23 protein-coding genes are annotated in these 22,280 nt (G+C 61.4%); 3 read left to right on the top strand and 20 right to left on the bottom strand.

Annotated elements, in window-relative coordinates; all coding sequences use genetic code 11:
• Positions 1-2: 2 nt before the first annotated feature.
• The 4 genes from J3364_RS05015 to flhA all read right to left on the bottom strand — a co-directional run bounded on the left by J3364_RS05015 (position 3) and on the right by flhA (position 5,243).
• A complete protein-coding gene (locus tag J3364_RS05015; protein ID WP_349557246.1) occupies positions 3-746 on the bottom strand; it encodes an RNA polymerase sigma factor FliA in 744 nt (247 codons plus the stop codon).
• 67 nt (positions 747-813) lie between these two features.
• Entirely contained in the window at positions 814-1,626 is an 813-nt protein-coding gene (locus J3364_RS05010) for a MinD/ParA family protein (protein WP_123633234.1), read from the bottom strand.
• Positions 1,627-1,735: 109 nt separating this feature from the next.
• Positions 1,736-3,007 (bottom strand): flagellar biosynthesis GTPase FlhF, encoded by a 1,272-nt coding sequence (gene flhF / locus J3364_RS05005; protein WP_349557244.1) that lies wholly within the window; start codon positions 3,005-3,007, stop codon positions 1,736-1,738.
• 58 nt (positions 3,008-3,065) lie between these two features.
• Entirely contained in the window at positions 3,066-5,243 is a 2,178-nt protein-coding gene (flhA, locus tag J3364_RS05000; protein WP_349557242.1) for a flagellar biosynthesis protein FlhA, read from the bottom strand.
• A 216-nt stretch (positions 5,244-5,459) separates the two neighbouring features.
• On the opposite strand from flhA, the gene upp reads away from it, so the two are divergent.
• The 3 genes from upp to J3364_RS04985 all read left to right on the top strand — a co-directional run bounded on the left by upp (position 5,460) and on the right by J3364_RS04985 (position 8,299).
• Entirely contained in the window at positions 5,460-6,098 is a 639-nt protein-coding gene (gene upp / locus J3364_RS04995) for a uracil phosphoribosyltransferase (protein WP_123633231.1), read from the top strand.
• Positions 6,099-6,100: 2 nt separating this feature from the next.
• Positions 6,101-7,369: a uracil-xanthine permease family protein gene (locus J3364_RS04990; protein WP_349557241.1), complete on the top strand. Its 1,269-nt coding sequence runs from the start codon at positions 6,101-6,103 to the stop codon at positions 7,367-7,369.
• A gap of 78 nt (positions 7,370-7,447) precedes the next feature.
• Positions 7,448-8,299 (top strand): class I SAM-dependent methyltransferase, encoded by an 852-nt coding sequence (locus J3364_RS04985; protein WP_349557240.1) that lies wholly within the window; start codon positions 7,448-7,450, stop codon positions 8,297-8,299.
• A 268-nt stretch (positions 8,300-8,567) separates the two neighbouring features.
• Here J3364_RS04985 and flhB read toward each other — a convergent pair whose 3' ends face one another.
• The 16 genes from flhB to fliG all read right to left on the bottom strand — a co-directional run bounded on the left by flhB (position 8,568) and on the right by fliG (position 22,268).
• Complete coding sequence (flhB, locus tag J3364_RS04980) at positions 8,568-9,704, bottom strand: flagellar biosynthesis protein FlhB (RefSeq protein ID WP_349557238.1); 1,137 nt, start codon at positions 9,702-9,704, stop codon at positions 8,568-8,570.
• Positions 9,705-9,722: 18 nt separating this feature from the next.
• Positions 9,723-10,505 carry a flagellar biosynthetic protein FliR gene (gene fliR / locus J3364_RS04975; RefSeq protein WP_203140631.1) on the bottom strand — a complete coding sequence of 261 codons (783 nt, stop codon included), beginning with the start codon at positions 10,503-10,505 and terminating at the stop codon, positions 9,723-9,725.
• Between the two features lie 2 nt (positions 10,506-10,507).
• Positions 10,508-10,777, bottom strand: a complete 270-nt coding sequence (gene fliQ, locus J3364_RS04970) for a flagellar biosynthesis protein FliQ (RefSeq protein ID WP_203140630.1) — start codon at positions 10,775-10,777, stop codon at positions 10,508-10,510.
• A gap of 12 nt (positions 10,778-10,789) precedes the next feature.
• Positions 10,790-11,545: a flagellar type III secretion system pore protein FliP gene (gene fliP, locus J3364_RS04965; protein WP_203141268.1), complete on the bottom strand. Its 756-nt coding sequence runs from the start codon at positions 11,543-11,545 to the stop codon at positions 10,790-10,792.
• A gap of 5 nt (positions 11,546-11,550) precedes the next feature.
• Positions 11,551-12,012, bottom strand: a complete 462-nt coding sequence (gene fliO / locus J3364_RS04960; protein WP_502882473.1) for a flagellar biosynthetic protein FliO — start codon at positions 12,010-12,012, stop codon at positions 11,551-11,553.
• 61 nt (positions 12,013-12,073) lie between these two features.
• A complete protein-coding gene (gene fliN, locus J3364_RS04955; RefSeq protein WP_349557237.1) occupies positions 12,074-12,595 on the bottom strand; it encodes a flagellar motor switch protein FliN in 522 nt (173 codons plus the stop codon).
• Positions 12,588-13,586 (bottom strand): flagellar motor switch protein FliM, encoded by a 999-nt coding sequence (gene fliM, locus J3364_RS04950; RefSeq protein WP_349557235.1) that lies wholly within the window; start codon positions 13,584-13,586, stop codon positions 12,588-12,590. The genes fliN and fliM overlap by 8 nt, the downstream gene beginning before the upstream one ends.
• A gap of 49 nt (positions 13,587-13,635) precedes the next feature.
• Positions 13,636-14,142, bottom strand: coding sequence for a flagellar basal body-associated FliL family protein (locus J3364_RS04945; RefSeq protein ID WP_349557233.1), 507 nt, complete (start codon positions 14,140-14,142; stop codon positions 13,636-13,638).
• Between the two features lie 221 nt (positions 14,143-14,363).
• Positions 14,364-15,629, bottom strand: a complete 1,266-nt coding sequence (locus J3364_RS04940) for a flagellar hook-length control protein FliK (protein ID WP_349557231.1) — start codon at positions 15,627-15,629, stop codon at positions 14,364-14,366.
• A gap of 156 nt (positions 15,630-15,785) precedes the next feature.
• Positions 15,786-16,133, bottom strand: coding sequence for an Hpt domain-containing protein (locus J3364_RS04935; protein WP_349557229.1), 348 nt, complete (start codon positions 16,131-16,133; stop codon positions 15,786-15,788).
• A 159-nt stretch (positions 16,134-16,292) separates the two neighbouring features.
• Complete coding sequence (locus tag J3364_RS04930; RefSeq protein ID WP_502882472.1) at positions 16,293-18,035, bottom strand: ATP-binding SpoIIE family protein phosphatase; 1,743 nt, start codon at positions 18,033-18,035, stop codon at positions 16,293-16,295.
• Positions 18,036-18,053: 18 nt separating this feature from the next.
• Positions 18,054-18,359 carry an STAS domain-containing protein gene (locus J3364_RS04925; protein WP_131477894.1) on the bottom strand — a complete coding sequence of 102 codons (306 nt, stop codon included), beginning with the start codon at positions 18,357-18,359 and terminating at the stop codon, positions 18,054-18,056.
• Positions 18,360-18,564: 205 nt separating this feature from the next.
• Positions 18,565-19,014 carry a flagellar export protein FliJ gene (gene fliJ / locus J3364_RS04920; protein ID WP_349557227.1) on the bottom strand — a complete coding sequence of 150 codons (450 nt, stop codon included), beginning with the start codon at positions 19,012-19,014 and terminating at the stop codon, positions 18,565-18,567.
• The gene (gene fliI, locus J3364_RS04915; protein WP_349557225.1) at positions 19,011-20,381 is read right to left on the bottom strand and encodes a flagellar protein export ATPase FliI; all 1,371 of its coding nucleotides are present in this window, start codon (positions 20,379-20,381) and stop codon (positions 19,011-19,013) included. Before fliI ends, fliJ begins: the two co-directional genes overlap by 4 nt.
• Entirely contained in the window at positions 20,362-21,273 is a 912-nt protein-coding gene (locus J3364_RS04910) for a flagellar assembly protein FliH (RefSeq protein ID WP_349557223.1), read from the bottom strand. The genes fliI and J3364_RS04910 overlap by 20 nt, the downstream gene beginning before the upstream one ends.
• A complete protein-coding gene (gene fliG / locus J3364_RS04905) occupies positions 21,273-22,268 on the bottom strand; it encodes a flagellar motor switch protein FliG (protein ID WP_236012011.1) in 996 nt (331 codons plus the stop codon). Before fliG ends, J3364_RS04910 begins: the two co-directional genes overlap by 1 nt.
• Positions 22,269-22,280: the final 12 nt, after the last annotated feature.

Below are 22,280 nucleotides of genomic sequence, written 5' to 3'. Positions count from 1 at the left end.
GGCTAACGGACTTCCTGCCAATCCGTCAGGCGTGATTTCAGGCGCAATGCCGCCTGACTGTGAATCTGGCTGACCCGACTTTCACTGACACCGATGACGGCGCCGATTTCTTTCAGGTTCAGCTCTTCCTGGTAATACAGACTCAACACCAGCTTTTCCCGCTCCGGCAGCGCCGCGATCGCTTCGGCCAGACTGCGCTGGAATCCGGCCGCCGACAGCTCCTCAAACGGACGATCGGGCACAGCCTCTTCATTGTCTATCGGCAGCTCTCCCGATTCATTTAGCTCATCCAGGCTAAAAAGACGGCCGCTGTTGGAATCGGCCAGGCAGGCATGGTACTCCGGCAGGGTCATGTCCAGCTCGTCGGCGACTTCGTGATCCTGAGCCTCGCGCCCGGTCCGGTCTTCGACGGCCTTGATCGCCTGGGCGATGCGACGGGAATTGCGGTGGACGGAACGCGGCACCCAGTCGCCCTTGCGAATCTCGTCGACAATGGCACCGCGAATGCGGATACCCGCATAGGTTTCAAAGGAAGCGCCCTTGCCGGCATCGTATTTCTGGGCTGCCTCGAGAAGGCCGATCATGCCGGCCTGCATCAGGTCTTCAAGCTGGACAGAGGCGGGCAATCGCGCCAGTACGTGCAACGCGATCTTTTTCACCAGCGGCGCATGGTCCTCGACCAGTTGATGGGCCGATTTGCGCGAGCTCGTCTGTTGGTAGATTCCCAGGCCTTTTGCCAACGTCATCAATCCGGATTACCCGTGTGTTTCAATCGACCGTCATACCACGCCACCTGTCGGTCAGGGTACTCCATCAGGCGTCCACCAGGCGCTCAACGAAAAATTCGAGATGCCCCCGTGGAGAAGACGGGAGCGGCCAGTTGTCCACCTGCTGGGCCAGCGCCTTGATCGCCAGCGAGGCCTTGGCGCGTGGATAAGCGTCAAGCACCGCACGCTGCCGTTGTACCGCTTTTTTGACGGCTTCGTCGTAAGGGACGATGCCCACATATTGTAGCGCAACATCCAGAAATCGCTCGGTAACCCGGGTCAGTTTCCCAAACAGATGCTTGCCTTCCTGCTCGTTGCGAACCTGGTTGGCAAGGATGCGAAAACGGTTCACCCCGTAGTCCCGGTTCATGAGCTTGATCAGTGCGTAGGCATCGGTAATGGAAGTGGGCTCGTCGCAGACCACCAGCAGCAATTCCTGAGACGCCCGCAGGAAGCTGACCACCGATTCGGAAATACCGGCAGCGGTGTCAACGATCAACACGTCGATCTGGTCGCCCAGTTCGCTGAAGGCGTTGATCAGGCCAGCGTGCTCCATTGGCGTCAGCTGGGTCATCCGCTGGGTGCCGGACGAGGCGGGAACGATCTTGATGCCGCCCGGGCCGTCGACCAGTACATCGCGCAGGTCGCACTCGCCGTTCAGCACATCATTGAGATTGTGGTTCGCGGTGATACCCAGCAGGACGTCGATGTTGGCCAGCCCCAGATCGGCATCCAGAACCACCACCCGACGCCCCATCTGTGCCAGTGCAATAGCCAGGTTGACCGAAACGTTGCTCTTGCCAACGCCGCCCTTGCCACCTGAGACGGCGATCACCTGGACCGGGTTAACTCTACTCATGCCGGATACAGTCTCTCACGACAACTCTTGATAAGGATGGCCGGTTGATGACCGGCTCGACAGTGGAGCCCATGAACGCCCTGCGGCTGTTCCGGCGGACTCCCGGACCTCAGGCGCCGGCTGCAACCACGGCGGTTTCCCGAACCTGCTTCAGACGCTCCACACCCAGTCTGACCAGTGGAGCCGCCTGTGCCGGATGAATGTCCTCGGGGATGCGCTGCCCATCGGTGTAATACGCCACCCGAAGACCTGTTTCCATGGCAAAGCCTAGCACCTCGCCGAGTGTCAGGGCCTCATCCAGTTTGGTCATGATACACCCGGCCGGATACGCCATCTTATAGCAATGCCACGTGGATTTCATAATGCGAGGCTGGCTGGTGGCTGCCAGCACCAGGTAAGGCTTGACCGGATGCCGGCTTGCAGCCAGCTCCTCAAGCTGTTCCTGGTGGCCGCGATCGGAATGGGTCAGGCCCGCCGTGTCGATCAGAACCAGGCGTTTATCGGACAGGTCATCGAGAATCTGGTCCAGGGAATGACTCTCATCCACCACCCTCACCGGCACGTTCAGGATGCGACCGAATACAAACAGATGCTCATGTGCCGCGATCCGATAGCGGTCGGTGGTGACCAGCGCCAGGGAATCGGCGCCGTGCTCCAGGACATAACGCGCCGCCATCTTGCCGATGGTGGTGGTCTTGCCAGAGCCAGTGGGGCCCACCAACGCAACCAGACCACCCTGCTCGACCAGCTCCTGCTGCTGGGTGCGCAGGCCGGCCGCCAGCGTGCGCAATGCCCGCTTCCAGCCCTCTTCCAGTCGAACACCAGCAGCGTTACGAGACAGCGTGGAGGCCAGCGTGTGGGAAAGCCCGTACTCTTCCAGTCGCTCCATCAGGCGCTGCTGACTCGCGTCCACCGGGTCGTTTGCCGGGCCATTTGCAGCGGCCGGAGAACGACGCTCGTTGACCATATCACGCAGTGAATGGATTTCCGCCCGCATGGCTTCGAGGGCCGCATGGGTGGCGTCCTGAGCGGGTTCGGCAGCCGCCGGTTCCGGCGTGGTGAAATCCAGAATGTCCTGCTCACGGGGTTGGCGCTTTTCACGAATCTCCCGGATACGGTCCCGCGAGCGGCCGAGTTCTTCCTCCAGGCGGCGATGTTGTTCCGCCTGCATTTCGGCCAGCCGGGCGCCATTGGTCGCTTCCACCGCGGCGGTACCCAGACGCTGACGCGCCAGATTTTCGTCATAGTCGAGAGCCGTCACAATTTCGACGCCCCCATCCACGCGCCGGTTCGACAGGATGACGGCATCCTCTCCCATCTCCAGGCGAACCATCTTCAGGGCTTCCGCCATGGTTGGAGCAAAAAACCGTTTAACCTTCATGATGACCTACCTCCGGTGGCGCCGCGACCCGCGACGCCTTGCTGTTGCTGGGCGAGCCTCACTGCTGGCCCACCGACGCGACAATCGTAATCTGCTTATTGTCCGGCACTTCCTGGTAAGACAGGACGTGCAGGCGTTCGACCCCGTAACTCACAAAGCGCGCCATGACATGCCGCAGTGGCGCCGAAACCAGCAGGATGGCGGGCTTGCCCATCATTTCCTGACGTTGGGCCGCGTCCTGCAGGGAGCGCTGGAGCCGTTCCACCATGTTGGGCTCCAGCACCAGACCGATATCGTCCTGACCGCCGGATTGTTGACTCTGTTGCATGGACTTCAGCAACATCTGTTCCAACTCTGGATCCAGGGTGATGACCGGGATCTCGGATTCGTTGCCGCAGATGCTTTGGACAATCATTCGACGCAGGGACTGGCGGGCTGCTGTTGTCAGGATCCGGGCGTCCTGGGTCTTCGGCTGTACATTGACGACCGCTTCGGCAATCGACCGCATATCCCGGATCGGCACCTCTTCTTTCAGCAGACTCTGCAGGACTTTCAGCAGCAGACTGATGGAAATCGTGTTGGGTACCAGCTCTTCCGCCAGCTTGGGCGACATCTTCTCCAACTGTTCCAGCCACTTCTGGACTTCCTCGTGGCCGATCAGCTCATGGGCGTGCTTCTGCAGGATCTGGTTGAGATGGGTCGCCACCACGGTGCTGGCATCCACCACGGTGTAGCCCAGGGTCTGGGCCTGATCTTTCTTGTCCGGTTCGATCCAGCTGGCATCCAGACCAAACGCCGGATCCTTGCCCTCAATGCCTTCAATCTTGCCGAAAACCTGGCCCGGGTCGATCGCCAGTTCCCGGTCCGGGTGAATCTCGGCTTCGGCAATGGTCACGCCCATCAGGGTGATGCGATAAACGTTGGGCATCAGGTCCAGGTTGTCGCGGATATGGACGGACGGCATCAGGAAGCCCAGATCCTGGGACAGCTTCTTGCGCACACCCTTGATCCGGGTCAGCAGCTGGCCGCCCTGGGATTTGTCCACCATGGGGATCAGGCGGTAGCCCACTTCCAGGCCGACGATATCCACGGTGGACACGTCGTCCCAGCCCAGTTCCCGGGATTCGGTTTGCGGACCGGGCAAGGCCTGCTTCTGCGCGCCATCGCCGCCGCCCTGCGGACCGCCGGAAGGCGCCGAGCGCGGCATACCGCCCCCACGCGCCGGAAAGATACTCTCGTCCTCTTCCACCTGCTGCTGGCGTTTCCAGATGTAGTAGGCGCCCGCGCCGGCGATGAGGCCGAGCCCTATAAAGGCCACGTGCGGCATCCCCGGGATAATGCCCAGGATGATCAGGATGGCGCTGGCAATGAACAGAATCCGCGGTGCGGTGAACATCTGGGACAGGATCTGCTGGCCCATGTCCTGACTGGAGGTGACCCGCGTCACCATGATGGCGGCGGAGGTGGAGAGCAGCAGCGACGGGATCTGGGCGACCAGGCCGTCACCGATGGTCAGCAGCGCGTAACTGCGCATGGCATCGCCGAACGACAGGGCGTGCTGCATCATGCCGATGGCCACGCCGCCGGCGATGTTGATGAACAGGATCAACAGGCCGGCGATGGCGTCGCCCTTCACGAATTTGCTGGCACCGTCCATGGAGCCGTAGAAATCCGCCTCCTGGGCGATTTCGGCGCGACGGGCCTTGGCTTCGTCCTGATCGATCAGGCCGGCGTTCAGGTCGGCATCGATCGCCATCTGCTTGCCGGGCATGGCGTCCAGGGTGAAGCGGGCGCTGACTTCCGACACCCGACCGGCACCCTTGGTGACGACCATGAAGTTGATGATGACCAGGATGGCGAAGACCACCAGGCCGACGGCATAGTTGCCGCCGATCAGCACGGCACCAAACGACTCGATCACCTTACCGGCGGCGTCGCCCCCTTCGTGACCGTTGAGGAGGACAATTCGGGTCGAGGCCACGTTCAGGGCCAGACGCAGCAGTGTCGCGACCAACAGCACCGTCGGAAACGCGGCAAACTCCATCGGCCGCAGTGCGTACACACACACCAGCAGGATGACGATGGACAGGGTGATGTTGAACGTGAACAGCACGTCCAGCAGGAACACCGGCATGGGCAGGATCATCATGCCCAGCAGTGCCATCAGCAGAACCGGGATGCCCAGGTTGCCGTTTGTCAGCGATTTGACGTTATTGAGGACCAGCGCTCTGTCCACGACCCGATGTTCTCCAGTAAACAGGGTATCTCACGTGCCGCGATGTCGTTTTTTTGACGGCACGACTGTATCTGGAGGGTGTTTCGCAATAAGCGTACCAACCGACGCTCAACCCGCCCGACAAGGGGATTGCGGCCTACCCGGACTGACTGAATCGGGGAAGTAAGGTATCCTTGGTGAGATTTTATGTCCCTATTTTAGAAAAGAAGGTGAGCCATGCCCGTCCTCGAGGTAAAGCACCCCCTGATCCGCCACAAACTCGGCCTGATGCGCCGGGCGGACATCAGCACCAAGAACTTCCGTGAGTTGGCGCAAGAGATCACGGCCCTGCTGACTTACGAAGCCACCAAGGACTTCCAGCTGGAAAAACAGACCATCCAGGGTTGGGCTGGGCCGGTGGAAGTGGATCGCGTGAGCGGCAAGAAAGTGACGATTGTCCCCATCCTGCGTGCGGGCATGGGCATGCTGGAGGGCGTCCTGACCCTGATCCCCGGCGCCCGCGTCAGTGTCGTCGGCCAGGTCCGTAACGAAGAAACCCTGGAAGCCAGCACCTACCTGGAAAAGCTGGTCGGCGAACTGGACCAGCGTATGGCGATGATCGTCGATCCCATGCTGGCCACCGGCGGCTCGCTGATCTCCACCATTGACCTGCTCAAGAAGGCCGGCAGCACGGAAATCCGTGCCCTGGTCCTGGTGGCGGCGCCGGAAGGCATCGACAAGGTCCAGAAGGCCCATCCGGATGTCTCCATCTACACAGCGTCCATCGACGAGCGGCTGAACGAGAAGGGTTACATCCTGCCCGGGCTCGGTGATGCCGGCGACAAGATCTTCGGCACCAAACAGAAGGAAAACTAAACATGCAGACGAGTCCGAACGAGCCGGTATGGCGCCAGGCCCTCGCCGGCGCGCAGATGTTGCTGGTCGCCTTCGGCGCCCTGGTCCTGATGCCGCTGATCACCGGCATGGACCCCAACGTTGCCCTGTTCACCGCCGGTATCGGCACCCTGATCTTTCAGATCATCACCGGCGGCCAGATCCCCATTTTCCTGGCCTCCTCTTTTGCCTTCATTGCGCCGATCATCGCCTCCAAGGCCAAATTCGGCATGGAAGAAACCCTGGGCGGCCTGGTGGCCGCGGGTGTCCTCTACATGATCCTCAGCGGCGCCGTGAAACTGCGGGGCACCGGCTTCCTGAACCGTCTTCTGCCGCCGGTCGTCATCGGTCCGGTCATCATGGTCATCGGGCTGGGTCTGGCTTCCACGGCGGTCAACATGGCGATGGGCAAGGCCGGCGACGGCAGTGCACAGCTCATCCCCTACAACACTGCGATCTGGATCTCGATGATTTCCCTGCTGACCACGATTCTCTTCGCGGTCTTCGGCAAGGGCATGTTCCGGCTGATCCCCATCATGTTCGGTGTGATCGTGGGTTACATCGCGTCCGCCGTCATGGGCATCGTCGATCTGTCGCCGGTCAGCGAAGCAGCGTGGCTGCGCGTTCCTGACTTTGTCACGCCGGAATTCGGCTGGGGCGCCATCCTGTTCATGGTTCCGGTAGCCATCGCGCCAGCGGTTGAGCACATCGGCGATGTACTGGCGATCGGCACCGTCACGGGCAAGAACTACATCCAGAAGCCGGGTCTGCACCGCACCCTGCTGGGCGACGGCGTGGCCACCAGCGCTGCGGCGATGCTGGGCGGTCCGCCCAACACCACCTATTCCGAAGTCACCGGCGCGGTCATGCTGACCCGCAACTTCAACCCGCGGGTGATGATCTGGGCGGCCATCGTGGCGATCCTGCTGGCCTTTATCGGCAAATTCGGCGCGGCGCTGCAGACCATTCCGGTACCCGTTATGGGCGGCATCCTGTGCCTGCTGTTCGGTTCCATTGCCGTCGTCGGCCTGAACACACTGATCCGTCACCACGTCGACCTGTCCGAAGCCCGTAACCTGGTGATTGCCGGTGTCACACTGGTCTTCGGTATTGGCGGCATGGCCCTGGGTCACGTGGAAGGTATTGCCCTGTGCGCCGTGGTTGCCATCGGGCTGAACCTGATTTTGCCCGGCAGCCAGGCTGCGTGGGGCGATTCGACCATTCCCAACGGTGATTCACCGGCGGCAGAATAGATCGGGCCTTGAGCAGGCGCTTCGCCAGGCGGAGCGCCTGTTGTCAGGGCTCATCCCTGACAACAACAAGGATCGCCCATGACACGCCCGATCGACAGCACCGGCATCAGCTTTACCGCCCTCTACACCGGTGCCGTCTGGCAGCATCATGGCCTGTCGGAAGACGGCCTCACACCGCCCGCAGGCCATGCCCTGTACACCCTGATGACGCCTTTTGAAGGGCTCAGCCGCCTGGTTACCGGCGGCAATATCCGCACCTTCCTGCTGCAACGCCATCTGATTATCGACCAACTGATTCACGAAGCCATCGAACAGCGCGGCATCAGCCAGGTGCTGGAAATCGCCTGCGGCCTGTCGCCTCGAGGCATACGGCTGCGCCAGCGCTACCCTCACCTGCAGATGCTGGAAGCCGACCTGCCGGCCATGGCGACCCGCAAAGCCGCTTACCTGGCAACCCACGGCTATCTCGGGGAACACCACCAGGTCCAGCCCATCGATATTTTTGCCGACGGCGGCCCCATGGCGCTGGAACGGGTGATCGAGGATCAGTTCGAGGCGGGACGACCACTGCTGGTCGTCACAGAAGGCCTGACCAGCTATTTCACCCTGGACGACATCAGCCAGTTCTGGCGCCGGCTGGCGCGCTGTCTGGCGGAACGACCGGGCTCGGCCTACCTGACGGAAACCTATCTCAAGCCCGAAGGGAAAATTCTGGGCCGTGGCCTGGACATGCTACGCGGCGCGCTGGGCCAGATGACCCGGGCCCAGGTCAGTTTTCATTTCCGCGATGGCGAATCCGGCGCCCGGCACTTGGCGGGCCTGGGGTTCGATGACGTTCGGGCGATTGATCCAGAAGACTTCTACGGGCGGTTGCCGATTCCCGAGAGCCGGGGAACGCCGCTGGTACGGATACTGGATGCTCGGAGTTAGCTCCGGGACACGGTCGCCTGGCGGCGCCTCCACGGGTATGTTGGGCTTCCTTCGTCAGCCCAACCTACACCACCATGATTACGCGGGGTACTCAAGAGGCTCGGGAGGGCTTGCCCGAAGACTTAATCGAAACCAATGGATGCCATCGCTGGAGAAAAGGACACGGATGTCCTTGGCCGCAATAGCGGGCCTGGGATGGCCCTCTAGGGCGGCGGAAGTGATGGCATCCATTGGTTTCAGCCCCCAAGATCTGCTGAAGCCCCCCAACTCAGCTATCCCGCCGCAAATCACTGGGAATCGGGAAGTCCGGCATACCCGGCCGCTGCCCCTGCCCACGGCGATAGCGCCGCAACTGGTACAGGTAGGCCAAGACCTGGGCAATCGCCACATACAGCCCCTGGGGGATCTCGCCGCCCACGTCGGTATTGTGATAAACCGCCCGGGTCAGCGGCGGGGTGCGCAAGACATCCACCTTGTGCTCCCGGGCGATTTCCATGATCTTGAAGGCCACCTGATCGGCGCCCTTGGCCACAACGACCGGCGCCGCCATCTTCTTCTGGTCGTACTTGAGCGCTACCGCGTAATGGGTCGGGTTGGTAATGACCACGTCGGCGGTGGGCACGTCCTGCATCATGCGGCGCTGGGCCATTTCCCGCTGGAGCTGGCGAACCTTGCTCTTGACCTCCGGCTTGCCTTCGGTGTCCTTGAACTCGTCCTTGACCTCCTGCTTGGTCATGCGCAGCTTTTTCTGGTGGTCGTAGATCTGGAACGGCACATCGATGGCCGCAATGATGATGGTGGCGCAGGACAGCAGGAAAAAGCTCCAGCCCAACGTCCACAACACATGCTCCATGGCCGGAATCGGTGCTTCCTCGGCGATTGCCAATAAGTCGTCGGTGCGCTGGTCGAGGATCACCAACGCGATAACCATCACCAGCGCCACTTTCGCCACCGCCTTGACCAACTCGATCAGCGCCCGTAGCGAGAACATCCGCTTGAGCCCCTTGAGGGGATCCATACGACTGAGCTTGGGGGCAATGGCCTTGCCGCTGAACAAAAGACCGCCAATGCCTATCGGCCCGAAGATGGACGCCACCAGCAGCAACAGCAGAATGGGTGACAACGCGACGGCGGCATCCTGGGCGGCGGCTCCCAGCATGGTGGTCATATAGTTCGTGTCAAACGCCACCATACGCTCGAACGAAAAGCTGTAGCGCATGATGCGCTCAAGGGACGCTCCCAACGTGGAACCGAACATCAGCAGGCCACTGGCGCCCGCCAGCAGGACGGCCATGGTCGCCAGCTCACGGGAGCGGGCGGTCTGCCCCTCTTCGCGGGCTTTCTCAAGCCTTCGGGGGGTGGCCTCTTCAGTTTTTTCCTGACTGTTGTCGTCTTCTTCAGCCATTGTCGTCAACCCGCCGGATCAGGGGACCTGCTCTATAGAGCGCATGAAATCAAAGGTTTGCCGGGTGTACTCGTCAAAGTGTGGCAGAAAATTGGCGTGCAGTACCCAGATGGCAAACAATCCAAAAATCAGGCCAATCGGGAAGCCGAGGGAGAAGATATTCATCTGGGGCGCGGCCCGGGTCATCACACCGAACGAGATGTTGACGATCAGCACCGCCGTCACCGCCGGCAGTGCCAGCAGCATGGCGGAAACGAACATCCAGGTGATCCGGTGCGCCAGATCCCAATAGGCGTCGGGTCCCAGTCCGCTGAGTCCGATGGGAATGGTCCGGAAACTTTCCAGGAAGACCTCAAACGCCACCAGATGGCCGTTCATGGCCAGAAACAGCAGCGTGACGGTAATGGTGTAGATCTGCGACAGCACGGGGACCGTCACGCCGTTAGCCGGATCCACCATTGAAGCGAAGCCCAGGCCCATCTGCATCGCAATCATCTGGCCAGCAATCACAAACAGCTGAAACAGCGCGGTGAGCACAAAGCCCAAGCCGGCGCCGATCAAAACCTGCTGGATGGTAATGACCACTGCATTGGCGTTCAGCGCATCCACTTTTGGCACATCGCCGATCATCGGGACCACCAGGATCGTCATCAGCAGCGCCAGCCCCAGACGAATCCGGGCCGGCACCAGGCCGGCTCCGACAAACGGAATCGTCATCATGAAGCTGGCAATGCGAAACAGCGGCCAGACGTGTTGCCCGACCCACTGCCCCACGCCGTCGGCGGCGATCTCCAGTGCCATCGTCAACCGATCAGGTAGGGAATATTGGTGATCAGTCGTTCAGCGTGATCCATGAGCTGATGCAGCATCCAGGGACCGAACACGATGATCGACAGCAAGGTGACCAGCAGGCGCGGCAGGAAGCTCAGGGTCTGCTCGTTGATCTGCGTCGCCGCCTGGAACGTGCTGACGATCAGACCGACAACCAGCCCCGGCCCGATGATGATGGCCGATAGCAGGACAATCAGCCAGAGCGCCTGGCGCATGATGTCAATAACGGTTTCCGGGGTCATGGCTGACCTCCCTTACAGTCCGTAGCTGGCTGCCAGCGTTCCCATGATCAGGGACCAGCCGTCAACGAGTACAAAGAGCATGATCTTGAAAGGCAGCGAGATGATGATCGGTGAAAGCATCATCATCCCCATCGCCATCAGCACGCTGGCCACGACCATATCGATGACCAGGAAGGGTATGAACAGGATGAATCCGATCTGGAAGGCGGTCTTCAGTTCGCTGGTCACGAAGGCCGGCATCAACACCCAGAACGACACATCGTCGGGGCTGGCCGCCTTTTCGCCGGAAATCCGCATGAACAGCCCCAGATCATCTTCCCGGGTCTGGGCCAGCATGAATTTGCGGAACGGTTGGGAAGCCGCCTCGACGGCTTCCAGGGGCGCCATCTGTTCGGCAAGATAGGGCTGCAGCGCCGTCTCGTTCACCTGCTCGAACACCGGCCGCATAATAAAGATGGTCAGGAACAGGGCCAGCCCAAGCAGGATCTGATTGGACGGCGTGGACTGCAACCCCAGCGCCTGACGCAGGATGGAGAAAACGATGATGATGCGGGTGAACGACGTCATCATCATCAGCATCGCCGGCAGGAACGTGAGCGCCGTCATCAGCGCCAGGACCTGCAGGGTGACCGAATACTCCTGGGTATTGCCGTCCGGACCCGGGGTTACGGTGATTGCCGGAATGCCGGGAATATCGGCCGCCTGGGCCGGGAGAGCGAACAGGAACAGGGGGAGGCACGTCAGGCACAGTTTGAGGCTTCGGGCCAAGAGGGTCACGTATCACCTCCCTGGTCATTGCGGGAGGCCGAGCGATCACCCCAGCTGCGCCCGAGCATGGTCTGCAGTCGCTTGGCAAACTCACTATCGCCGCCCACGCTGCCACTGACCACCGGCTCGTCAAAGACATGCAGCGTCCGGATCGCGGTGGCGGTAATGCCCACCAGGATCTGGGTGCCGCCCACCTCAATCAGGGCAATGCGCTCGCGGGCGCCCACCGGCATGACGCTGACCACCTTGATCGCCTGGTTGTTCATGCCGGACAGGCCATTCATCCGCTTGACCAGCCAGGCACAGCCAAAAATCAGGGCAATGACGACAATCAGGCCAAGCCCCAGACTCATCAGTGATGAGAGGTTATCGGCGCCGCGGGTGACCGCACCAGCGCCATTTTTTTCTTCGGCCAGCAACGGGGCGCTGAGCAGCAGAAGCCATCCGCAGAACAGGATGCGATACAAGGGAACACCTCCACCCACCCGTCAGGCCCGGGCCATCGGCCGGGCCGGGGGTCAGGCTTTCTTATTTTGACAGTCGCTTGATGCGCTCGCCCGGACTGATGACATCCGTCAGGCGAATACCGAATTTCTCGTTCACCATGACCACCTCACCATGGGCGATGAGGGTGCCGTTGACCAACACGTCCAGCGGTTCGCCCGCCAACCGGTCCAGCTCGATCACCGACCCCTGGTTGAGCTGCAGCAGGTTACGAATGGGGATCTGGGTGTTCCCCACCTCCATGGAGATGGTCACCGGAATATCCAGGATGACATCCAGATCCGGAGCCGGACCCGTGCCGGTTTCCGAGATCGCACTTTCCTGGCCGAACTCTTCCATCGGTGCAGCTTTCACATCCTCTTCACTGGCACCGGCCTCCGCCATGGCGGCCGCCCATTCGTCGTCGCGCTCACCGCCGTCTTCGGCAGCGGTTTCGCCGTCAGCCGCATCATCGCCGGATTCGGACATGGCGGCTTCCCACTCGGCAGCGAGCTTTTCGTCTTCGCTCATCTCCTGCCCCTCTTTCTTGTTGTCGTCTTCAGCCATGCCTGTTCACCTTCAGTTGCTTCTTCACTTTGGGCCGGTTCATGCGACGGGTGACCCGCAGCGCCAGATTCCCGTCGCGGGTACCCATTTGGGCCTGATATATTGGAATGCCGTTAGCCGTTACCGTCAGCTCGTCTTCCAGTTCCACCGGAATCACATCGCCTGCCTTGAGTTTGGCGATTTCCCGCAACGACATCCGGCGTCGGCAGACTGTGGCATTGACCGGAACGTTCACGGCCTTGATGTCTTCCTGGAGGGCATTGACCCAGCGTTCATCGACTTCGTCGATATCACTCTGGACACCCGCGTCCAGCACATCCCGGATCGGTTCGATCATGGAATACGGCAGGGCCATGTGAAGTTCACCACCGCCGCCGTCCAGCTCGATATGGAACGTGCTGATCACCACCACTTCACTGGGGCTGACGATGTTGGCCATCGCCGGATTGACCTCGGAGCTGAGGTACTCGAAATCCATCTTCAGGACGGCATTCCACGCCTCGCGCATGTCCTTGAAGACCTGATCGAGCATCATCTGCACGATGCGGGTCTCGGTGGGCGTGAATTCGCGGCCCTCGATCTTGGCGTGCCGCCCTTCACCGCCAAAGAAGTTATCCACCAACTTGAAGACCAGCTTGGCGTCGAGAATAAACAGGGCTGTGCCGCGCAGCGGGCGCATCTTGACCAGGTTGAGGCTGGTGGGCACGTACAGCGTGTGGATGTACTCGCCGAATTTCATGATCTGCACGCCGCCAGTGGAGACGTCGGCGTTGCGGCGCAGCATGTTGAACAGACTGATGCGGGTGTAACGGGCAAATCGTTCGTTGATCATCTCGAGCGTCGGCATCCGGCCGCGCACGATCCGATCCTGGCTGGCCAGGTCGTAATTCTTGACGCCGGTATCGTCGACGTCGTCATAGGTGTCGACATCGCCGTCATCAACGCCGTGCAGGAGCGCGTCGATCTCGTCTTGTGAGAGTAAGTCCTGCATAGTCCCTATCCGACCTCGAGATTAGTCAATCGGCCACAATCAGTCATCGCTACTGCAACACAAAATTTTCAAAAAGGACATGGTCGATCGGCTCGCCGCCTTCCTCTGCCAGGATGCCGTTGATCGTGTCCAGTGTTTCCTGCAACAGCTTTTCCTTGCCTTCCGGCGTCTGCATGGCCTGGAAATCCTGCCCGCCAAACAGGGTCAGCAATCGGCTTCGGATCAGCGGCATGTTGGCCTGCGCGACGTCCAGCGCCCCCTGGTTGCGACTTTGCAGCGCCAGGAAGATCTGCATATAACGCTGGCGCCCGTCCGTGGACAGCGTGACCACAAACGGTTTGGTGATGGAATAGTAGTGGCTGGGCTGGAATGCCGGCTCGGCCGTCTCGTCAGCAGCCGCTTCATCGGCGGCGGCACCGTCATCGGATTTCAGGAACCAGAGCGTGCCGGCCACCGACAACCCCACCGCCAGAACAATGATCAGGACAAGGCCGATGATCAGCTTCAGCTTGCCTTTACCCCCACCCGCCGGGGCTTGCTCGGTATTTTCCGCCATAAGTCCTACAGTCAGATTATTGTCGTATCACGCTGCCTGGAGAGATTAGCAGCAAGGAACAGGCCAATCCTGCCGCTCCAGTCAGTTCTTTTGGAAAACAGAAGTTTAGCGTCTGGACGCGGAGACATAAACCACGAACACGCGTTCCGGGCATTCTGAAGAGGGGCTGACGGAAGCGTCGTCGCGATGGGCGGAAGGAGAAAGCCAGCCTGACCGGACGGTCAGGCGTAAAGATCCACTTCACCACGCCAGCTCAGATCAAGCTGACCGCTGGCAAGCGTGCCGGATTCGTCAGCCGACAGTTCGTCACCCTCACCGGCAAGGCTGCCACCGCCATGGCCGCCACTCTCATCGTCCTGCTGCAGTTGCTGCTGGGCACCCTGGTCCGCCGTGTCAGCGGACACTTCAAAGCGATCCAGGTTCAGCCCGTTCTCCTGCAGCATGTCACGCAGACGGTGGCCGTTCAGTTCCAACTGGTCACGGACGGCAGCATGGGTGGCGTGGACCGTCACCTGGGCCTGGTCGTGGTGCACCTGGACCCGGACCTCCAACGGCCCCATGTCCGGCGGGGTCACATGGATTTCCGCAGCGGACATGCGCTGACTGGTGAGCCAGGCCAGCTTGCCAGCGATCTTGTCACCCCACTCGGCGTGCTGAACCGGCAGATCAATGCTGGTGGAATAGCTTTTCAGGGGCGCCATGGTCTCGCGACCTTCCAGCCCCCGCTGCAAGCCGGTGGCGTTATTGGGCACCGAGGTTTGGGCGTTGCTGTCCCCCTGCAAGCGGCTCAGTTGGGCGGAAAAATCCAGGGCCTTGCCATCCGCGGCAACGTTCTTACCCAGCAGCGTGCTGACCGCGTCTGACTTACCGGCACCCAGGCCGTCACTGTTCCCATCCTGAGCGCTGTTGCCTGACGCCCCCTGGGCCAGCGATTTGAGGGAAAGCCCCTGCAGTGGATTCTGTGAAGCGGACGAGAGGGGCGACGGGCCATCGGCGGCGGCCGTCTTGGTCGTTTCCACCTTCACGTTGGTCGGCATGGAGAAGAGCATCGGGGCAGCGGCATCGTCTTTCCGCTTGTCGTCTTTCTGATCCTTGCCGTCCTTGTCATCCTTAGACGCCGTTTTCCCGTTCTTGTCGGCCTGGCCTTCCGCGACCGACTTGTCATCGTCGGCGGTATCGGCCTCTTGACCCTTGGCATCCCTGGCGTCATCGGAGCGTCTCTGCTCTTCGGCCTTATCCGCGCGGGCGGTTTCTTCCTGGCGCTCTTTGGCATCGACCCGCTCAGCCCGTTTTTCCTGCAGGCGCTCGTCTTCGGCACGGCGCTGGGCCCGCTCTTGCTGCGCTTCTTTCTGTTCCAGGCGCGACTGCTCGCGGTTGGAGACTTCCTCAAATGCTTCTCCGGAACGCTCGGTGTCTCCAGCCGACGAGGATCGTTCCAACATTTTATCGGGTGTGGGCGATGCGGGGTTAAGCACCAGTCCGGACATGGCAACCTCTTGCCGCTAGGCATCAATCAAACAGTGTTGCAGGGACTAGAGCAATTAAAGTGCCAGATTTTAGGGAGTGGGCATAAGCCAGCCGAGTGACGCCCGCCCAGGCGTGTTGGGCCGCCGGCACAGGGACCAGATCGACCGTCTCCGGCATCACCGCATCAGGGTGCGTTCCAGCAGCTCGCGGACGGTCGCGAATTCGCTCTGCATATCATCCAGAACATGGCGGGCATCATCGATGCGTTCTTCCTTACCCGCCAGTTCTGCGTCGGCGCACAAGGCGCCCAGACGCGGCGCACCGATGTTGATACAGCTTCCCTTGAAGCTGTGGGCGGATCGGGTGAAGGCGTCGGCGTCACGATCACTGAGTGCCGATCTCAGTGCAGTCAACCGTTCCGACGAGTCGCTCAGGTACGTCCTGATCAGCACGTCGAACTCGCCTTCCATAACCTCCTGAAGTTCCGCAAGCGCGTCATCGTCCAGATGTGGCTTGTCGTTCATGTTTGTCTCCTTGTCATCCGGCCGGGCCTGCGGCTTGACCGGCGGATCACCTTGTCCAGCTTGGATCAGCGGGCATCCCTCAACGACGCCCCGGACGTGTCCCCTCGGGAACGCGCCGCCAACGAAGGTCGGCTACACTGCCTGCTCCGTCATCCCGGTTCAACCCGTGTGTTGTTCCGATTCGTCGGGATCGAACGTCCAGCGATAGACCGCCTCCACTTCATTGCCCGTGCCGTGGTGCGTCAGCGAGCCACACAGCTGTCGCAGCAACGCCAGCCCGCGGCCGGCGTACCCGGCCTCAGGGACGGTCCTTTGTGTCTGCTCAGTATAGTTGAAGCCCACGCCACTATCCCGGCACACCACCCGCAACTCTCCGCCTTTCCGGCCGGTCTTGTGCTCGAGCCGGAACAACACCGCATGGTCCCCCACCGTTCGCAGGCGGCGTTCGCGCTCGGCATAATACTGGCCGAACCCTTCCAGCGAATTCTTCCATACAGACGGCAGCCCCAGCACCCCATGTTCCAGGGCATTGGTATAGAGCTCCGCCAGCACCGTGTACACCTCGCCACCCCGCCGGCGCAGACCGGGCACCTCCATACAGATGTGCAGCAACAGCGGCAGAGGATTGAACTGGGCCAGCGTTTCGCCGGTTACCTCATACTCGCAGGACCAGGTGGCCGGCCCGCTCAGGGCCGACTGGGTGACCCGCAACGGCAGTTCTTCAACGTCTGCAGGCGGCACCACATCGACGGTCAGCACCGTCAGATCATCGCTGTATTCCTCAGCACCGGTGAACCGGGCCACGGCCCGCAACACGGCATCCAGCACCGACTGGTCGTCGGACGTGCCGGCAACGGCGGCCTCCAGCCGGGTCTCACCGAACATCTCGCCCTCGGCGTTCATGGCTTCAGGAACCCCATCGGTGGCAAACAGGACCGTGTCCCCTTCCTCGACCTTGTAGCGGACCACGTCCACGCTGAAGCGTTCCGCCGCGACGACCCCCAAAGGCAGGTGGGCCGAGGCCAGTCGCTCGACGGTCTCTCCCCGACGCAGCAGGAAGCCACAGGGCAGGCCGCCATTCCAGATGCTGAGATTACCCAGATGGAAGTCGAGTTCGATAAAGGCGGCGCAACAGAACATGTCCTTGGGCATGATGCGCCACAGCTTCTGGTTGATCTCGCGCAGGATATCGCCGCTGAGGAAGCCCTTGCTGGTCATGCCGTAGAAAATCTCGGCCACCGGCATGGCCCCGATAGCGGCCGGCAGGCCATGACCGGTGAAATCGCCAATCAGGATATTCATGCCGCCGGACGGACGCGGACAGGCGTACAGGATGTCGCCGTTGAACACCGACATGGGCGAGGCATGGTAGCGGATATTCGGCGCATCCAGGCAGCCGGTGTGGGCGACATTGTCGAAAACCCGTTTGGCAATATTCTGCTCGTTGACCAGTCGCTGGTTGTGGGCACGAATCACGTCCCGCTGCTGGCTCAGGGTCCGGTGCATCACCCGCATGCGATTAAAGGCGTTGATCTTGGCTTCAATGATGATGCGGTTGTAGGGCTTGGAGAGAAAGTCGTCACCACCGGCCTCCAGACAGCGGGCCAGGGCATCGGCGTCGGACAGGGACGTCAGGAAAATGACAGGCACCAGCGATTCGCCCGCCAGCGCCTTGATATGGCGTGCCGCATCCATACCATCCATGCGCGGCATCATCACATCCAGCAACACGATCTGGGGCTGGAAACGCCGAAAGCATTCCACCGCTTCGATACCATCAGCAGCCGTCATGACGTCATGACCCTGACGCCGAACCATGGTACTGAGAATCAGGCGGTCGCTTTCGCTGTCATCGGCAATCAGGATGCGCAGCGCCTGCGCGTCCCTTTGCACCTCATCCAACGTAACGCCTCTTCCCGTCTACTTGATGGAGAACAGCTGCTCGAAATTGGAAATACTGAGAATCCGTCTTACGTCGCTGTTGCAGTTTTCGATGCGGACCCGACCGGCATCGCCACCGGCGTAATCCCGCAACAACAGGAGCATGCCCAGCGCGGAGCTGTCCAGATAGGTCGTTTCGGACATGTCGATGACGTAATCGCTGACGTCCTGGTCATCGTGCTCGTAGGCATCGCGGAAACTTTGATGGGAACTGAAGTCGAAGCGTCCATCGATACTGATAATCAGCGTGCGACCGTCTTCGCTTCGCCGCGTGTGAATGGCCATGCGGTGTCCTCCGTCAATGCTTGAGCCAGCGGGTCTGAATCGGGCGCGGCACCATTGAATGGCGTCTGCGGCCCTGCCCCGGGTATGTCCTTTACGCCGAGTGTCCGGGATGTATCCGAACTCATTTTTGATTATTCCACGGCATTGAGGATAGCCAAAACTCTGCAAAATGCATGCGTAAATTTAAAGTGGATTCCCCGACGGATCACGTCAAACGGCGTCGGGCGTGCATTCGATTGGCGGCTTCGTCGGCCTGCTTCTGGTCACGCAGGTCCTGCTGGCGCTGTTCCTGAGCCCGGCAGGCTTCAATGTGACGCGCCATCCCCTTGCGACGTTCATAAGCCTCGCGCCAGACATCCCGTGCCTTTTCAAACACTTCAACGGCTTTGCGGACCTGCTGTTCCTGGGACACGATGGCCTGATCGAGCTGGGCAATAAACGCCTGCCAGCCCTGCAGTTTGGTCACCGACACCACCCCTTGCTGACCACGGCGCATCTGGTCCCGGTAGTCGGCCTGATAGCGGCGCAGCTCATCCAACTGATGCTGTTGCTGCTGCAGGTGTTGTCGCGCCCGGTTCAGCCCATCCAGCGCCTGGTCCTCGCGGCGCTGCTCCAGCGACAGGACCACTTCAAGCCGCTCGGACCGCGGTTTCATACGTTACCCTGCTGCGGCGGTTCCGGTGCCCGGTTCTTGCGATTGGGCAACACCTCCTGCAACCGGTCAACACTGGCCTGATAGGGTGCGCTCTCTTTCAGCCCCTGGCGCAGGAAGGCACGCATGTCGTCGATGCGCTCGATGGCGTAATCGGTCTCCGGATCCGACCCTTTGACGTAGGCACCGACGCTGATCAGGTCCCGCGCCTGCTGGTAGCGGGCGAAAACCTGCTTGAATTCCTGGGCCTTGCGGAAGTGCTCGTTGGCCGTCACCTGGGGCATGACCCGGCTGACCGAGGCTTCCACATCTATGGCCGGATAATGCCCCTCTTCCGCCAGCGAGCGGGACAGCACAATGTGGCCGTCCAGGATCGCCCGGGCCGCGTCGGCTATCGGATCCTGCTGGTCATCGCCTTCGGTCAGTACGGTGTAGAACGCGGTAATCGAGCCGCCACCGGGCTTACCGTTACCTGTTCGCTCCACCAACTGGGGCAGCTTGGCAAAGACCGAAGGCGGATAACCCTTGGTCGCCGGTGGCTCGCCCACTGCCAGAGCAATTTCCCGCTGGGCCTGGGCGTAACGGGTCAGCGAGTCCATCAGCAGCAGGACGCGTTTGCCCCGGTCACGGAAATACTCGGCAATTCGCGTGGTCAGCATGGCGGCGCGGAGGCGCATCAGGGGCGAATCGTCTGCCGGCGAAGCCACGACCACGGAACGGGCCAGCCCTTCCTCGCCGAGAATGTCTTCAATGAACTCCTTCACCTCACGGCCCCGTTCGCCGATCAGGCCAACGACGGTGATGTCCGCGTCGGTGAACCGGGTCATCATGCCCAACAGCATACTCTTGCCCACGCCACTGCCGGCGAACAACCCCAGGCGCTGGCCCTGGCCGACTGTCAGCAGCGAATTGATGGCACGAATCCCGACGTCCAGGCTCTGCCGGACCGGAGCACGATGTAGGGGATTGATGATTTCGCCGGCCAGGCCCACCTGGGCTTCGGCCCGCAGGGGACCGCCACCGTCCAGCGGCACGCCGGAGCCATTGATCACCCGACCCAGTAGCTCGGGGCCCACCGGCACCCGGCTCGCCGAAGACAGCGGCACAACACGGGCGCCGGGTCTCAGCCCCTCGATGGCGGTCAGTGGCATCAGGTAGACGCGGTCATCCTCGAAACCGACCACCTCCGCCTCAACACTGCCGATGCCCTGCCCCTGGATCACGCAGCGATCGCCCACCACCATCGGGCAGCCGACGCATTCCAGCGTCAGCCCGACCATACGGGTCAGGCGTCCGGACAGCTCCGGTTCGATCTGCGGTGGCAGGTAATCCTGGAGTCGGTTGAGGCGGTCAGCCAGAGTGCTCGTCACGGTCATCCTCCCCGCGGTCGGTCTCGGTGTCCGTGTCGGTCTGGCCGGGCGCTGTCTGGTCATCGGCGTTGCCGGTTTCCAGCACGTCGCGATGGAAATCCGTCAGGTCGCCCATCATGGCATCCAGCTCGACGCTGTCACCGGGCTCGTCACTGTCCAGTTGCTGATCCAGCATGCGCTGGACCGCTTTCTGGAAGCGTTTCTCCACCGTGAAATCCACCAGGCTGTGGCGGGTTTCCACCTTACAGCCGCCGGCCAGGATGGTCTCGTCTTCGACGACACTGGCTTCGGCTTCCAGACGACCGGCCACATCCCGGACCCATTCCAGGTCCGACGGATTGACGCGAATACGTACGTTGTCCTGGGTGGACGGCAGGCTGGCTACAGCTTCGCGGACCACGGTGCGGATCTGGGACGAATCGGTTTGCAACTCCCGATAGACCACCGCACGGGCCAATACGGTGCTGAGATTGAACAGGGCCGTTTCCAGCTCGTCCTCATGGCGATGGATGGGATCCACAAGATCGGCCATGATAGCTTCGAGCTGCTTCAGCCGGGTCTCCACCTCTTCACGGGTCTGCTGCAGCGCTTCTTCGCGGCCCTGGGCGCGCCCCTCGTCCAGCCCCTGCTGGAATCCTTCCTGGTGGCCGGCTTCCCGACCGCGGGTCAGGCCTTCCTCGTGGCCGGCTTCCTGCCCCTCTTTCTGACCGTCTTCCCAGGCCTCCTTGCGGATGGCTTCCAGGTCGGCAGCCGTCAGCGGTTTGACGTTGCGATCCTCCTCCCGGGAATGCGCCACCATATTGCCTTTTTCATCAAGCAGTGGGAGCTCCCAACGCTCGTAAGCGGTCAGCTCTTCGGAAGGAATTCGATCACGATGGCCCTTGTGTTTCATTACATCATTTCTTCGCCGGAACCGCCGAGGGTGATTTCACCCGCTTCAGCCATTCGGCGGGCAATGGTGATAATGTCTTTCTGCGCCGCTTCCACTTCGCTGACGCGGACCGGCCCCTTGGCCTCCAGGTCATCCGCCAGCAGCTCCGACGCGCGTTTGGACATGTTCTTGAAGATCTTGTCCTTGACCTCGTCATCGGCGCCCTTGAGTGCCACGACCAGGACTTCGGAAGAGACTTCGCGCAGCAGGGCCTGAATGCCCCGGTCATCGATATCCTTGAGGTTGTCAAAGACGAACATCAGGTCTTCGATGGTCGACGCCAGGTCCGGATCCATATCCTTGATGGAATCCATCAGGTTGCCTTCGACGCTGCGGTCCATGAAGTTCATGATATCAGCCGCCCGCTTGACCCCGCCAATCCGGCTGGTTTGGGTGGTGGACCCGCCGGAGAACTGTTTCTCGAGGATGTCGTTGAGTTCCTGCAGGGCCTGGGGCTGGACGCTTTCCAGCGAGGCTACCCGCATCAGGACGTCCAGCCGGACCTTGTCGTCCAGCGTGGCGAGGATTTCGGCGGCCTGGTCCGGATCGAGGTAGGACACGACGATGGCCTGGATCTGCGGATGCTCGTAGCGAATGATGTCCGCCACCGCCCGCGGCTCCATCCACTTCAGCGTGTCCAGGCCGGTGGTGTTGCCGCCGATCAGGATCCGGTCAATCAGACTGGAGGCTTTGTCGTCGCCCAGCGCCTGGGTCAGCATCGCCCGGATGTAGTCGTCGTTGCCCACGCCCAGACCGGTTTGCCCGCCCACGGCGTCGACGAACTGGTCCAGCACGTACTTGACCTCTTCTCGGCTGACGTCCTTCATCTGGGCCATGGCGACCCCCACGCGCTGGACCTCCTTGGGCCCCATATGCTTGAGGATCTGCGCAGCATCCGCTTCACCCAGACTCATCAGCAGGATCGCCGCCTGCTCCACCCGGGGAATCTTGCGCATCGGCTTGGTCTG

It is taken from the genome of Marinobacter sp. NFXS9 (assembly GCF_040148665.1).
GTDB classification, from domain to species: domain Bacteria; phylum Pseudomonadota; class Gammaproteobacteria; order Pseudomonadales; family Oleiphilaceae; genus Marinobacter_A; species Marinobacter_A mangrovi.
This window is presented reverse-complemented; position numbering and strand designations above follow the sequence as displayed.

Coding starts and splice junctions, on each gene's coding strand:
- J3364_RS05015 (WP_349557246.1), bottom strand. CDS start 746: ATGACGTTGGCAAAAGGCCTGGGAATCTACCAACAGACGAGCTCGCGC.
- J3364_RS05010 (WP_123633234.1), bottom strand. CDS start 1,626: ATGAGTAGAGTTAACCCGGTCCAGGTGATCGCCGTCTCAGGTGGCAAG.
- flhF (WP_349557244.1), bottom strand. CDS start 3,007: ATGAAGGTTAAACGGTTTTTTGCTCCAACCATGGCGGAAGCCCTGAAG.
- upp (WP_123633231.1), top strand. CDS start 5,460: ATGCCCGTCCTCGAGGTAAAGCACCCCCTGATCCGCCACAAACTCGGC.
- J3364_RS04990 (WP_349557241.1), top strand. CDS start 6,101: ATGCAGACGAGTCCGAACGAGCCGGTATGGCGCCAGGCCCTCGCCGGC.
- J3364_RS04985 (WP_349557240.1), top strand. CDS start 7,448: ATGACACGCCCGATCGACAGCACCGGCATCAGCTTTACCGCCCTCTAC.
- flhB (WP_349557238.1), bottom strand. CDS start 9,704: ATGGCTGAAGAAGACGACAACAGTCAGGAAAAAACTGAAGAGGCCACC.
- fliR (WP_203140631.1), bottom strand. CDS start 10,505: ATGGCACTGGAGATCGCCGCCGACGGCGTGGGGCAGTGGGTCGGGCAA.
- fliQ (WP_203140630.1), bottom strand. CDS start 10,777: ATGACCCCGGAAACCGTTATTGACATCATGCGCCAGGCGCTCTGGCTG.
- fliN (WP_349557237.1), bottom strand. CDS start 12,595: ATGGCTGAAGACGACAACAAGAAAGAGGGGCAGGAGATGAGCGAAGAC.
- fliM (WP_349557235.1), bottom strand. CDS start 13,586: ATGCAGGACTTACTCTCACAAGACGAGATCGACGCGCTCCTGCACGGC.
- J3364_RS04945 (WP_349557233.1), bottom strand. CDS start 14,142: ATGGCGGAAAATACCGAGCAAGCCCCGGCGGGTGGGGGTAAAGGCAAG.
- J3364_RS04940 (WP_349557231.1), bottom strand. CDS start 15,629: ATGTCCGGACTGGTGCTTAACCCCGCATCGCCCACACCCGATAAAATG.
- J3364_RS04935 (WP_349557229.1), bottom strand. CDS start 16,133: ATGAACGACAAGCCACATCTGGACGATGACGCGCTTGCGGAACTTCAG.
- J3364_RS04925 (WP_131477894.1), bottom strand. CDS start 18,359: ATGGCCATTCACACGCGGCGAAGCGAAGACGGTCGCACGCTGATTATC.
- fliJ (WP_349557227.1), bottom strand. CDS start 19,014: ATGAAACCGCGGTCCGAGCGGCTTGAAGTGGTCCTGTCGCTGGAGCAG.
- J3364_RS04910 (WP_349557223.1), bottom strand. CDS start 21,273: ATGAAACACAAGGGCCATCGTGATCGAATTCCTTCCGAAGAGCTGACC.
- fliG (WP_236012011.1), bottom strand. CDS start 22,268: ATGCGCAAGATTCCCCGGGTGGAGCAGGCGGCGATCCTGCTGATGAGT.